At 58.3% G+C, this 13,666-nt stretch carries 11 protein-coding genes and 1 pseudogene; 10 read left to right on the top strand and 2 right to left on the bottom strand.

Going from position 1 to position 13,666, the window contains the following annotated elements; all coding sequences use genetic code 11:
- The first annotated feature begins 187 nt into the window (after positions 1-187).
- From PR017_RS20680 to PR017_RS20665, 4 genes are all read left to right on the top strand, one after another.
- Positions 188-625, top strand: a complete 438-nt coding sequence (locus PR017_RS20680) for a hypothetical protein (RefSeq protein ID WP_111222215.1) — start codon at positions 188-190, stop codon at positions 623-625.
- 165 nt (positions 626-790) lie between these two features.
- The gene (gene comJ, locus PR017_RS20675; protein ID WP_111222214.1) at positions 791-1,264 is read left to right on the top strand and encodes a competence protein ComJ; all 474 of its coding nucleotides are present in this window, start codon (positions 791-793) and stop codon (positions 1,262-1,264) included.
- Positions 1,265-1,274: 10 nt separating this feature from the next.
- Positions 1,275-1,508, top strand: coding sequence for a PAAR domain-containing protein (locus PR017_RS20670; RefSeq protein ID WP_341798955.1), 234 nt, complete (start codon positions 1,275-1,277; stop codon positions 1,506-1,508).
- Between the two features lie 277 nt (positions 1,509-1,785).
- The gene (locus PR017_RS20665; RefSeq protein WP_111222213.1) at positions 1,786-2,181 is read left to right on the top strand and encodes an Imm8 family immunity protein; all 396 of its coding nucleotides are present in this window, start codon (positions 1,786-1,788) and stop codon (positions 2,179-2,181) included.
- 244 nt (positions 2,182-2,425) lie between these two features.
- Here the strand turns inward: PR017_RS20665 and PR017_RS20660 are convergent, their stop codons facing one another.
- Positions 2,426-3,628: an ROK family transcriptional regulator gene (locus PR017_RS20660; protein ID WP_111222212.1), complete on the bottom strand. Its 1,203-nt coding sequence runs from the start codon at positions 3,626-3,628 to the stop codon at positions 2,426-2,428.
- Between the two features lie 261 nt (positions 3,629-3,889).
- On the opposite strand from PR017_RS20660, the gene PR017_RS20655 reads away from it, so the two are divergent.
- The 6 genes from PR017_RS20655 to PR017_RS20630 all read left to right on the top strand — a co-directional run bounded on the left by PR017_RS20655 (position 3,890) and on the right by PR017_RS20630 (position 12,386).
- Positions 3,890-5,161 (top strand): ABC transporter substrate-binding protein, encoded by a 1,272-nt coding sequence (locus tag PR017_RS20655; protein WP_111222211.1) that lies wholly within the window; start codon positions 3,890-3,892, stop codon positions 5,159-5,161.
- A gap of 68 nt (positions 5,162-5,229) precedes the next feature.
- Positions 5,230-6,114, top strand: a complete 885-nt coding sequence (locus PR017_RS20650; protein WP_111222210.1) for a carbohydrate ABC transporter permease — start codon at positions 5,230-5,232, stop codon at positions 6,112-6,114.
- Entirely contained in the window at positions 6,114-6,965 is an 852-nt protein-coding gene (locus tag PR017_RS20645) for a carbohydrate ABC transporter permease (protein WP_111222209.1), read from the top strand. The genes PR017_RS20650 and PR017_RS20645 overlap by 1 nt, the downstream gene beginning before the upstream one ends.
- Before the next feature lie 54 nt (positions 6,966-7,019).
- Positions 7,020-8,162, top strand: coding sequence for an ABC transporter ATP-binding protein (locus PR017_RS20640; RefSeq protein ID WP_111222208.1), 1,143 nt, complete (start codon positions 7,020-7,022; stop codon positions 8,160-8,162).
- 23 nt (positions 8,163-8,185) lie between these two features.
- A complete protein-coding gene (locus tag PR017_RS20635; RefSeq protein WP_206423224.1) occupies positions 8,186-10,327 on the top strand; it encodes a beta-galactosidase in 2,142 nt (713 codons plus the stop codon).
- Between the two features lie 55 nt (positions 10,328-10,382).
- Positions 10,383-12,386: an aldo/keto reductase gene (locus tag PR017_RS20630; protein WP_111222248.1), complete on the top strand. Its 2,004-nt coding sequence runs from the start codon at positions 10,383-10,385 to the stop codon at positions 12,384-12,386.
- Between the two features lie 106 nt (positions 12,387-12,492).
- Here PR017_RS20630 and PR017_RS20625 read toward each other — a convergent pair.
- Positions 12,493-13,629 (bottom strand): annotated as a pseudogene (locus tag PR017_RS20625) (Tn3 family transposase); the annotation flags it as partial.
- Between the last annotated feature and the right edge of the window lie 37 nt (positions 13,630-13,666).

The raw sequence follows: 13,666 nt of genomic DNA, 5'->3' as shown, positions 1-13,666 counted from the left end.
GGCTCTTCACATTTTTGGAGCGGCATACAAGTGTCATGCCGGGAACAAGCACGCCGGACATGGTCGCAGCAGGTAGGCATTCTTACGACACTAGGTTCGGCAGTTACAATATGGTCGGCGAAAGCCAGGAAGTCGTCACGCGTTTCTTTTTAACGACTTACCCCAGCCAACGAAGCGGGAGGCTGTCTTGAAGCAAATCATATCATTCATTGTGGCCACTGTCGTCATGTCGCTATCGGCCACTTTTTCCTTCGCCATAGATCGAGGGTTGTCAATGGAAGTCATACGAGCGCCGCCTGAACGCGAACGCCTGCTGAAGCTTATCGACGATGATTTCGCCAGGGGCGTCTTCGCATCGCTTGAGTTTGTGGGGGCCGAAGAACAGGGAGAGTTGGACGGTGCCATCGAATCAAAGTGGTGTGGGCTGACGCCAGCGATATTGCAGAGCCTTTTCGATTCCAAGTTTGTTCAAAAATCAGACGTCGACGATTTCGTGCAAATGCCGGAACGGATCGCTGAAAAATTCGATGTCTATGGTGTCCGGTCGATTGGCTATAGACAGTTTGGCGTTGGCGCTAACAACATCGAAAAGTGCTTGACGCTTTATATTATAGATATGAAATAATGCGGCGCACGTTACCCAGATGTCATTTCGTGACAATTTCTTCGTCGCCTCGGAGACGGGTTACTATACTGAGAAGTGATAATAGGAGTGCTGGCGGTCAACTGTGTGCGCAGTTGAATGGCGCTACAGAAGGCTGCAAGGTAACAATGACGGTAGGACCCTGAGATGATAGCAGAATTTCCGATCACCGTTCTTCACACTCAGGTCGTGGTTCACCTTCCCGGCCTTCCGCGTCCTGGCCTGTTGTGGAATGACGATCATGTGGCGCAAGGCTTTGCTTGGTCGCAAGGAATTGTAAGTTTTGGAGTCCCAGATCATGATGGCCAATGCCTTATTAGGGTCGATACAGCTGTTTCTATTCAGGTGGACAGTTCTGCTGCATGGGCGGTGCAAACACCCTTTGAGCTCTCTGCTACTCCGCTTAAAATTGGCACGATTGGAACCATGAAGGATGTGCGAATTCCGCTAGGGAAATATAATCTGGTGTTCGAGGCGCTTCTGGGAGCGTCAGCAGGTGACTATGCTTTTGTGCTGAAGCTCATTTTCGTGCCTAGTGAAGAGCCCGAATTTAAGATTTTGAAGCAAGGCGCTGAGCTGACGACGGACAAAGTCCTAAGTCGGGATGCACAACGAGCATAGGACAATTACATTGGGATCACCTGTTTCTCTCAAAGGTCACATGCACATCTGCCCGATGGCCGAACCGAAACCGCACATTGGCGGTCCGGTGACTTCGACGCAGCGAAGCTATGTCACGGTTGATGGCATTCCGATTGCCACGGTCGGTGATACCTGTATTTGCAAAGGTGTGCCAACGACCGATGGCATCGCTGGCGGTTCGTCTGTAGCCAATATCGACGGTCGTAAGGTCGCCCGAAGCTGATCCTTGCGATCACGGCGAACAACTGACGCAAGGCGTATTTTGGATCACCTTTGAGTAAAGAAGCGTCGTCGATTTACCGCTGCGGAATTTCGGGATTGGGTCTGAGATGATAATTCCGTTCGTCGTGGTACTCGGTAAGCGGTGTTCTCCTTGCACATTCGACTAAGCACCATTGGCCATTGCGAGGGTCACCAATGCGAAATTTGCTGAAGAACATGCCAATTGCGGACGTGAACACTTCGTTTTATCATAATATTTGCGAAAACGGTTGAAGTGCATGAAAGCAGAACTCAAGAACTTCGATATAGTGGGAATGAACGGCGAATGGTTTTCTCCAGACCATACTGAATATTTTGGAGCGTTGTTGGACCTTGTAATCGGCCCCCTCGACAGCGAAGGCGGAGACAATTTTTCTGCTATCGTGTGCACTCCATTATGGTTTGCGGATAACGTTTTAAGTCCCAAGCCAATTCACGAAACCCATGAAATACATTCACGTCCCCTTTTTGGTCGACACCATCTGTTCGTGCAATCTTTCGACGAACACATTATCCGTGAGACAATCGAACAATTCATTGCAGCTCAGACTGGGGACGATTGGCGCAGTCTTGCGCTGCGTTTGAGTAGAGAGCTGGCATGGGAGTTCGAGGACTATGCTAGCTTTAATGAATGACAATATGGTCTGCTTAGGGGCAGCCGGCTACCCCCGTTTGTTCGCCAGTAGCTATTTCACGGCAACAGGCCATCTGTAAATCAGCTGTGTGTCCCGATGCCCGATACGCGTTATAAGGCCCTGTTATTTCTCATGTTGACGGGGTCAATTCTGTACACTTAATCACACCCGCTCACGAGCACCAGCGGCCTACCGCTTTTTCTATCGCAAAAACTTGTCACCTGGAACCTCGCATTGTCCATGTTCAATGCGCGAACGAGAAAGCACTGGACTCCTGGCCAATCGTGCCGGCGGTATTTTCAAAATCGAAAAATCTCTGCGTCACCAGAGCAGCTGCTCCTCGGGCCCAAGAATCGTCCTCCCAGTCGGGCAGCAGGGGCGGGGGAGCCCTGAACGAATGGTCCTTGAGCGCGGCACGTATTTCGCCGAGGAATAAGTCGCCGAGAACGACGGCTTCTCCGCCGACCACGATGACTTCAGGATCCGTAACATTGGTCAGGTTGGCAAGGCATCGGCCGATGCTGCGGCCGGCTTCCTGCACCAAAGCCGTCACGGACGGATTGCCAGCGGCCAGTTCTCCTTGCATCCAAGCTGCGTCAAAGGGCCCATCGGCGATGCTTGCGGCACGCAGCGATGCAGAAAGCGATGGAAGGGAATAGTAGGCCATCAGGCACCCACGCTTACCGCATTCGCAAAGGCGGCCGTCCTCCTCAATGAAGGTGTGCCCGAATTTTCCAGCAGCGCCGTGGGCGCCTCGATAGAGCTTACCCTCCACGACCATTGCGCAGCTGATCCCAACGCCAATGGCCAGGACCGCCATATTTCGATGCTGTCGACCAAGTCCGAAAAGCTGCTGTGCGATGGCGTAGGCATTCGTATCGTCTTCCAGCCAGACAGGCACTTTAACGACCGCAGCGAGCATCGCCGCAAGTGGCACATTGTCCCAGTTGAACCGGTGGCTTCTTACGCAAATTGCCTGGTCATTGTCGATCACGCCCGGTACGGAAATCCCGATGCCCGCTAGCTTTGCCTGGGGTCGGGCCGCCGCCTTCAAGAGTTCGGGGACAGCATCCGCCAGCGTCCTGATGATTTGGACAGGATCGCGGTCCTCGAAGGACAGTCGCATCGAGGCCAGCGGGTTGGTCGCGAGGTCGGTAATGACGCACTCGGCAGCACCTACCATAATCTTGAAACCGATCGCCAGGCCGTTGGCATAGTTGATGGAAATGGGAATGGGCCGGCGGCCTGAGGTACCAGCAACTGTATTGCCCTCCAGGACGTGGCCCTCCTCGAGGAGGTCGCTCACGACAAAAGTGACAGCGGCTGGACTGAGGCCTGTGCGGGAGGCGATCTCGGCGCGGCTCTTTGCTCCTTCCTGGCGGAGGAGATTGAGAATGAGCCGTCTGTTTATGGCACGCGAAGTGCCTTGGTCCCCTTTGAGTTTCAATCGACCTCTTTCTTAATTTTGTAAATTAATTATTGCATGCGCCAAGATCTTATGCATAACTTTGACTGCCGATCAACATCCGGCTCGCGCAAAGCGCGATCAGTCAGCAGACCAGATATCAACAAATCGGTGTAGGAAGCGTCTATCGACGCCCCGGCAGTCGAAAGGTATTGCGATCAGGCGATGCAGGCGCAGCCGAGGAGGGCAGCGCAGGCGTTTGCCGCTGGCGAAAGGACAAGGCAGTAACCGGGAGGAGATTACATGACTTTCAATAAGCTTGGAAAGAGGCCGGACCGACGTAGCTTTCTCAAAGCGGCAGGCACGGTATCGGCCGCGGCCTTTATCGGGATGCCGATGCCCGCGATCGCGCAGCCTCAGGACATCAATATTATTGCCGACGAGAACAACACAGAAGCCTTGGCTGTTCTGCGCAAGATCGCTGCCGACTTCGGCAAGCAGGCGGGTGTCAACGTCGTTGTCAACAATATGGACCATGAAGCGCACAAGACGGCAATTCGCAGCTACCTGGTGGCCGGCGCGCCCGACATTTGCTTCTGGTTTTCCGGCAACCGGATGCGGGCCTTCGTTAAGCGTGGCCTTTTCGACGACATTTCAGATCTGTTCGAGAAGGAGAAATATAAGGACGTTCTCGGCGCCACGGCCGGAGCCGTGACTGTGGACGGCAAACAGTACGGCTTGCCGACGGGCGGCACGCTTTGGGGCATGTTCTACCGGACGGACGTGTTCAGTCAGCACGGCCTGACTGTCCCGGCAAGCTGGGACGACTTCCTCGCTTACGGAGCCAAGTGCAAGAGCGCAGGCCTTTCCCCCATCGCCATCGGCACCAAGGAACTGTGGCCGGCAGCAGGCTGGTTCGACCAGATGAATCTGCGCATTAACGGCCTCGACAAGCATATGGCGCTGATGAATGGCGAAATGAGTTATCTCGATCCGAGCCTGGCGCCTGTGTTCGACAATTGGGAACTGCTGATCAAGCAGGGCTTCTTTACTCCTGACAACACCTCGTTTGGCTGGCAGGAGGCGGGCGCCCTGCTCTCCCAGAAGAAGGCGGGCATGATGAACCTCGGTGCCTTCGTGCGCTCGTCCTTTCCGAAGGAAGATCTCGAACAGCTGGCCTTCGCGCGGTTCCCGACGATTGAGCCGAAAATCGGCCGTTTCGAGGAGCTTTCGCTCAATTCCGTGCATATCCCTGCGAATGCTAAGAACAAGCAGGGCGCCCGCGATTTTCTCGCCTATTTCTACAAGCCGGAAAATCTCGGACCTTATCTCGAGCCCGGCGGGAACGTGCCGCCGCGCACGGACCTGCCGCCGAGCAAGGACCCGCTTGTCAACGCCGCCGTGGAAGTGCTGAAGACCCTGCATGGGACCTCGCAGTACTATGACCGCGACAGCGACCCCGACATGGCGCAGGCCGGACTTGTCGGGTTCCAGGAGTTCATGGCCAAGCCGGAGCGCCGAAACGCGATTTTGCAACGCCTCGAGGGCACACGCAAGCGCATCTACAAGATCTAGTTTCCTCCCAGCGATGGAGAAGCGGAGCAGCCGTTCCGCTTCTCCCCCGAAACGAAAGAGGTTCTGGAATGACCCTACTCTGGCGACAGCATCGCTGGTGGCTGACCCCTATTCTGTTGATTTTACCCGCCGCCGCACTCTTCTCCGTCGTGATCCTCTGGTCTGCCGTCGACAGCGTCTGGATCAGCCTGCACGACTGGGACGGCTTCAGTCCGATGGTCTGGGTTGGCCTTGGCAATTACGTCGAACTTGTCGGCGACCCGCAATTTTACGTGTCGCTCAAGAACAATCTCATCTGGCTGGTGATGTTCATGGCAGCGCCGCCGATTGGGCTGGCCATTGCGCTGCTGGTCAACCAGAAAATAAAGGGCATGCGCTTTTTGAAGTCGCTGTTCTTCGTTCCGCTGGTGCTCGCCTCGGTGGCTGTGGGCGTGGTCTTCACCTGGTTATACACGCCGCAAATTGGCCTGCTGGCCCTTGTCTTCAGTGCATTCGGAACCACGGCTCCGGCTGTGCTGTCCAACGAGCATCTTGTGACGTTTGCCGTTGTCATTGCGGCGCTTTGGCCGCAGATCGCCTTCTGCATGGTTCTCTATCTCGCCGGCCTCAACAATCTCAATGAGGAATTGATCGGCGCCGGTCGCATCGACGGCGCCAGGGGGTGGCACATGCTGCGCCACATCGTGCTGCCGCAGCTGACGCAGGTCACCTTCATAGCCATTGCCGTCACGGTTGTCGGGGCTTTGCGTTCGTTCGACATGGTCTCGGTCATGACGCAGGGCGGTCCGTTCGGCTCATCCGACGTCCTCGCCTATCAAATGTACGAGCAATCCATCTTCTCATACCGCTTCGGCTACGGTGCTGCCATCGCGTCGGTGCTGTTCGCGATCATGGCGGTGTTCATCGTCTGGTACCTCACGCGGATCGTCCGCATCGAAGAGAGGGGCGCCTGATGTATCCCCGTCCGATTCCCGAGAATGCCTTCTGGCAGCGCCGTGGCTATGTCGTTCTGGTCGTTGCCATTCTCATTGTCTGGCTATGCCCGCTCTTCGCCGTCATCCTCACCTCGTTTCGCTCGACACAGGACGTCATGGGCGGAAATCTCTGGGGCTGGCCAACCCAGTTCGGCCTTATCGACAATTACACCTCGGTCTTCACGCAGACGCCCATGGCCCGATACTTCCTCAACAGCTTGATCATCACCATTCCCTCCGTCTTCGGAGTGCTGGTCATGAGCACGCTCGCAGGCTTCGTGCTGGCCCGCTATCGCTTCCGCGGCAATATGCTGGTGTTCGCCCTTTTCGTCGGCGGAAACTTCCTGCCCTATCAGATCATGATGATACCGGTTCGTAACCTGATGGTGCGCCTCGACCTGTACGACACGAAGACTGCCCTCATCATCTTCCACATCGCCTTCCAGACCGGGTTTGCCACGCTCTTCATGCGCAATTTCATTGCCGCCTTGCCGGACGAACTTTTCCAGGCTGCGCGGGCGGAAGGGGCAAGTCCGTTCCAGACCCTTCGGCATGTCGTCATTCCTCTGGTCCGTCCGGCCCTGGCTGCCTTGGCCATCCTGATTTTCACCTTCGTCTGGAACGACTATTTCTGGGCGGTGGTGCTGACCATCAGCGACAGCGTCAAGCCGGTGACCGCGGGGCTGGCCAATCTCCGCGGCGAGTGGGTGTCGGCCTGGAACCTGATCTCCGCCGGTACGATCATCGTCGCAATCCCGCCGGTTCTCATGTTCTTCCTGATGCAGAAGCACTTCATCGCCGGCCTGACTGTCGGCGCCGTCAAGGGATGAGCAGCAAGCGTCAACGGTGCACAAGCCCCTTGTCTCTTTTCAGAAAGCGCAATCATGACCAGTCTAGAACTTCGACATGTCAACAAGAGTTACGGCGCCTACCATGCCCTGCGCGGCATCGACCTCACCGTTGAAAAGGGTGAATTCATTGTGATGGTTGGCCCCTCCGGCTGCGGAAAGTCGACCCTGCTGAAATCTATTGCCGGGCTCGAAACGATCTCCTCCGGTGGAATTCTCATCAACGAACTGGACGTCACCACCGCCGAACCAGGCGAGCGCGGCATAGCCATGGTTTTCCAATCCTACGCGCTCTACCCGCACATGACGGTGGCCGAAAACATGGGGTTCGGGCTGAGGATGGCGAAGCGGCCTAAAGCCGAGATCGAGGCTGCGGTGTTGCGTGCGGCGAAGATCCTGAGGATTGCCGATCAGCTCGACAAGCGGCCGAAACAGCTATCGGGCGGCCAGCGTCAGCGCGTCGCCATCGGTCGTGCCATCACGCGTTCTCCAGAAGTGTTCCTGTTCGACGAGCCCCTCTCGAACCTCGATGCTGCGCTTCGTACCCAGATGCGCGTCGAACTCAGCGGCCTGCATGCGGAGCTCGGCGCAACCATGGTCTACGTGACCCATGACCAGGTCGAGGCGATGACCATGGCTAGCCGCATCGTGGTGCTCAACCGCGGCGTAATCGAGCAGGTCGGATCGCCGCTTGAGCTCTATCGCAATCCGCAGAACCGGTTCGTGGCGGGATTTCTAGGCGCTCCCCGCATGAACTTTTTTTTCGTGACCGTCGATGAAGTGTCGGGGTCTATGGCCACGGTGTCGGCGCCGGGTCTGGCGCCCGTGTCGGCCCAACTCGTGAGCGGCACGACTGTCCAAAAGGGCGCGGTGCTGACGCTGGGTATACGCCCGGAAAGCATTGCCGTTTCGCCCGATCCTCTAAGCGCGCCAATCCAGGGGCATGTCCAGCTCGTCGAACACCTCGGCCGCGAGACGATCCTCTACGTCAATGCCGGTCGCCTTCAATGCGTCAGCTCCGAGAGCGGGACCGGAAACATCACGGTGCAGATCGGCCATGTCGCTGGTGTCAATGCCGAAGCTCCCATCGGCCTTCAGGTCGACCCGCAGGAAATCTACCTCTTTTCCGAAGACGGCAAGCACACCATCACCGCCCGTAAATCCATTCTCAACGCGTGACCTCGATCCAGGAGTGCCATATCTTGACAGCCAGTACCAGCATCTCGAAACTCTCCGCCTGGCGGACCATTGATACCGATCGCTTTCTTGTCGGCGTGCCGCACTACCCCGAGCATGTTGACGAAAGCTATTGGGCCCGTGACGCAGAGCGCATGGCGGCGGCGGGCTTCAATGTGGTGCGCATGGGGGAGTTTGCCTGGCATCTGTTCGAGCCGAGGGAAGGGGAATTCCACTTCGATCTATTCGACCGTGCGATTGCCCAACTGGGTCGGCACGGGCTCAGCACCATCATGTGCACGCCCACCGCCACGCCGCCGCGCTGGTTGACTGAGGCCCATCCGGACATCCTGCGGGTCGACGGCAACGGGCGCACCATGAGCCACGGCTCGCGCCAGCATGCAGACACCAGCAACCCGGTCTTCCGGACCCATAGCCGACGGATCACGCGGGCAATGGCCGATCACTATCGCGACAACCCTGATGTCGTCGGCTGGCAGACGGACAACGAACTCAACACCAGCATGCCGGAGACCTATTCGGCGGCGGCACTCCCGGAGTTCCAGGCCTTTCTGGCAGACCGCTATGGTACGATAGACTTACTCAACTTTGCCTGGGGCGGCGACTTCTGGGCAACGGCCTACGATGACTTCGGCCAGATCGTCTTTCCGCTTGATTTCGCCCCGACATTCCCGAGCCCAGGCCATGTCCAGGACTACCACCGCTTCCTGGCCTTCGCGACAGCCCGTTTCCAGCATGACCAGGTCGAAATCCTGCGGGAGACCAACCCGACATGGTTCATTTTCCACAATCTCGGCGGCCTGCGCGACATTGACTTCCGCGGCCAGTTCTCCACCGATCTCGATTTTGCCGGCTACGACATCTACCCGATGCTTTATGACGAATTCCAGCGGATCGGCAGTCACGCCAAGGTGCAGGCTCTTCACCTTGACATCTGCCGTGGGTTTTCCGGCAACTACATCGTCCCGGAACAGCAGTCTGGATTTGGCAGTCAGCCAGGCTTCTGTACGCTGACGCCGGAGCCCGGCGAGATGCGCAGAATGGCCATGTCGTCGGTGGCGCGCGGTGCTGACGGCCTGATGTTTTTCCGATGGCGACCGGCCCACTTCGGCGCGGAAATCTACTGGATGGGCATTATCGACCACGACGATGTCCCCCGTCACCGTTATGACGAGGCAAAGCGATTTGCGACCGAGATGACGGCACTGAAGGACAAAATTCTTGGAACCCACGTGCGCATGGATGTCGGCATAGCCGGTGGGGATTTCGACAATCAGGAAGCCCACAAGACCTATCCGATCGGCCTGCCGAGCCCCCAGGACGACGCCGTCCTGCTGCATCAATATTGCTATGACCGCGGCATTGCCTGCGGCTTCATTCATCCCGAGGACGATCTCTCGCGGCTGAGATTGCTCTACGTTCCCCATTTCGTGATGTGGAAAGACGACTGGACGGAAAGACTGGAGGCATTTGCCCGCGGTGGCGGAACCGTCATCGTCGGTGCTAGGACGGGAACCCGCGACGAAAACAACCACGTTATTCGCGTTGCCGCCCCCGGCACGTCGCTGTCGCAACTAACCGGGGTGAGGGTTGAAGATTTTGGTAGGTTGGCGGCACCCGGGGCCAACGGGCTCTTCGACGTGATGTTACGATCAGGCGGCGTAGTAATCCCTCCGAACCGTCCGGCGGGATCGCAACGGCGCGTGCGCAGTTTCAAGATCGGCAACCGCGAGCTCGAAGCCGGCCATTTCTACGAGAATCTGACGGTCGACGACGGTGTCGAGATCATTGCAGAATGGTCAAACCGCTACGCCGCCGGCACACCGATGATCACCTCGCGTAAGGTCGGCGCTGGCCGGGTGCTCTATGTGGGCACCTACCTGACGCCCGATCTGATTGCAGCCCTGGCCGAGCGGACATTTGCGGATGCAGCGATCGAGCCGCTGCTGTCGGACCTACCCGATGGCGTGGAGGTAACCATGCGCCAGGGCGACGGACGACAGCTGCTGTTCATTCAAAACTGCAACAGCGAACCGGTGAATTTGTCGGGCGTGCCGGCCGGTCGCAATCTCTTAGATGCTAGCACGTCCGTCGCCAGCAATCTGTCCCTCGAAGCCTATGGCTGCGCTATCGTCGAGTTGCAGTGACCACCGGCTGGCAGCAACCGCAAGCCCTGCTTACGCCCTTGAAAGGACCATGTCCATGAACATCACCGATAAGATCCGCTGGGGAATACTTGGGCCCGGCAGCATCGCGCAGGACTTCTTTGCAGGCGTCGCGCAGTCGGAGAGCGGCCGCGTCACGGCAATTGGCACGCGCAATCCGCAAAAGCCCGGCCTCGCGGAGCGTTTTCCGGGAGCCCGGATCGTCGACGGCTATGACGCACTCCTCGCCGATCCGGAAGTCGATGCGATCTACATCTCGACACCCCATCCGAACCACGCCGAATGGGCCATCAAGGCGGCGGAGCACGGCAAGCATGCTCTCTGCGAAAAGCCGATGGGGCTGTCGGCCGCCGAGGCTGAGGCGATGCAGGAAGCGTCGCGTCAGGCCGGCACGTTTCTTGGCGAAGCCTATATGTACCGCCTCCATCCCTTGACGCTGAAGCTCGTCGAATTGCTGAAGTCAAAGACCATCGGCGACATTAGGCTGATCAAATCCAGCTTTGGCTTTGCCAAGCCGTTCGATCCGGAGCATCGGCTGCTCTCCAACGCGCTTGCAGGCGGCGGCATTCTGGATGTCGGCGGCTACCCTGTGTCGATGGCACGGCTGATCGTCGGCGCGCAATCGGGCGACGTGATGGAGCCGGACAAGCTTTTTGCCGTGGGCCATCTCGGCGAAACCGGTGTCGACGAATGGACATCGGCGGTTCTGCATTTTCCAAGCGGAGCGATCGCCGAGCTCTCCTGCTCGGTCTCTGTGGACCAGGATAACGTGCTGCGCATCTTCGGCACGAAGGGTCGCATCGAGATTGACCAGTTCTGGTTTGCCGGCGGCAAGTCGGGCGGGACAGCAACCATCCGCATCTTTGCCGCCGACGGCGCCCGGCAGGAGATCTCCGTCTCCGAGCCACGCCACATCTACAGCTTCGAGGTCGACGCAGCAGGCGCGGCGATCCGGGCGGGGCGGAGCGAATTTGCCTATCCGGGTATGACGCGCGCCGACACACTCGGAAACTTCCGCGCGATGGACAAATGGCGAGCGGCCATCGGCCTGGAATATGAGATCGAAACGCCGGCGCTGCGCACCCGCACCTTGCGTGGCACGCCCCTTGCCGCCGCAAAAAACCAGATAAGGCGCGGTCGCATCGCCAACCTGCCCAAGGAAATGTCGATGGTCGCCCTTGGCCTGATGGAATTTTCGACTTTCTCCGGCGCCTCGATCGTGCTCGATGCCTTCTTCGAGGCGGGCGGCAATCTCGTCGATTCTGCCTTCAGCTATAATGGCGGCATGCAGGACAGGCTGATAGGCGACTGGATAGCCAGCCGCGGAGTGAGGGACCAGATGGTGGTCATTGAAAAGGGCGTGCACACGCCCCTCTGCTACCCTGATGTCATCGGCAAGCAGTTGACTGCCAGCCTCGAGCGGCTGAAGAGCGACTATGTTGACATCTATTTTATGCATCGCGACAACCCGGATATCCCGGTCGGCGAGTTCGTCGATGCGATGGATGCGGAGGTCAGGACGGGTCGCATCCGCGGGCCGTTCGGCGGCTCCAACTGGACCCGGGAACGGATGGACGAGGCGATCGCCTATGCGGAGCGAACGGGCAAGACGAAGCCGAGCGTTCTTTCCAACAATTTCTCGCTCGCCGACATGGTTCAACCCGTTTGGGATGGCTGCATCGCCTGCTCCAGTGCGGAGTGGATGGCGTGGATGCAAAGCCGGGTGGTGACCAACCTCGCCTGGTCGAGTCAGGCGCGCGGCTTCTTCACGGACCGGGCGGGCAGGGACAAGTTCACGGACCCCGAACTTGCGCGCTCCTGGTATTCCGACGCCAATTTCGATCGGCGCGACCGGGCCGAGCAGATCGGCAAGCAGCAGGGCATGGACACTATCCAGGTGGCGCTTGCCTATGTCCTGAACCAGGCCTGGCCGGTCGTGCCGCTTATCGGCCCCCGCTCGCTCTACGAGCTCAACCACAGCCTCGCCGCCTTCAAGGTCAAGCTTGACGCCGGAGAGGTCAAATGGCTCGCCGGAGGATAGCGATGGCATCGTCGCAAAATTCGAGAGGGGCCGCGACTTTACCCTTTACGATACCATTTTCGTGTGTTGTCAACCTTTGTAAATCCAAAAAAGCGCGCGATCAAATCAGAGTGCGCTCTATGCGTCCAAGTTCGCGTAGCGCTTTGGCGAGGCCACTGGATTTCGACGCGGACAAACTTTTGAGGATCGCTGACGGCGCAACGGTGCGGGTCATAACAGATGCGGCCAGGCGCAAAATTTCGTCCCAGTGCTCCATAATGAGGGCGGTGTTGATGGGCGCGCCGATATGGTTGGCCAGTCCCGGATAGGCGTCGGCCTTCTCGAAGATATGGAATTTCCGATCCTTGATGTTGCGGAGGCGGGGTGCGAAACGCTTGCCGATCAGGGCGAAGACATGATCGCTAGTGCCACCGGTATCGGTAAACAGCTCCTCGATCTCCAGGATCGCGTTGTGATCAAACAGGCCGTCGAGAACATAGACGGCTTCGCTCTTGGTCGGGCTGATCGACAGAATGCTGAAGTAGCCGTATTGATCCGAAAGGGCGCTTTAAAACTTGGTCCCGGCTCACTGCCATAGTGCAGATTGATGTCGCTGCGCTTGGCGGCGCGGTCGCTGGCCCGGAAGAACTGCCCGTCGGATGACGCGGTCGGTCCGTCTCCCCAGAGTTGGGAATGCGGATGGCGCGTATGCGCGTCGGTAACGCTTGCCTGCGCCGCTCTATAGGTTTCGGACCGGGCATGGAAACTCCGCATCCAGCCGATCTGATTGGCGCTGATGCCTTTCGAGGCTCCTGCCATGCGTTCGGGCCGAGGTTGGTGCCATCGGCGAGCACGCCGGCCAGCATGGCGGAGACGTTTTGCGGCGCATCTCCCGTCCGGACGTGGTGAACTGGTCGGCAAAATCCGTCCATTCATGCACCTCCCGCCGCAGATCGGGGACTTCGACCAGAGGATACATGCCACCGATTTCGTCATTGAGTGCGTCGGCCGCAGCGGGAACATCGCTGACGCGGGGCGTCACGATCAAGGTGCCGTTTTCTATCCTCACACCTTCAAGCTTCCCATAGCGAGCACGCCAGGCCAGTTGCCTCAGGTTGAAGTCCATCATCTGGGCCATTTGCGGCAGCCATGCTGCACCGTCACTCTGGACACCAATGCCGAGCTTGTCGTCCTCCTTCAGGTCAACAAAGGCCGGCTTCGGCATCAGATGTTCATCGATCGGCCGAAACAAGCGGCTGCCTTCGGCTAGCGTTTGGTCGCCCAACGTCCATCAACATTCT

It is taken from the genome of Rhizobium tumorigenes (assembly GCF_003240565.2).
Taxonomy (GTDB): Bacteria; Pseudomonadota; Alphaproteobacteria; order Rhizobiales; family Rhizobiaceae; genus Rhizobium; species Rhizobium tumorigenes.
This window is presented reverse-complemented; position numbering and strand designations above follow the sequence as displayed.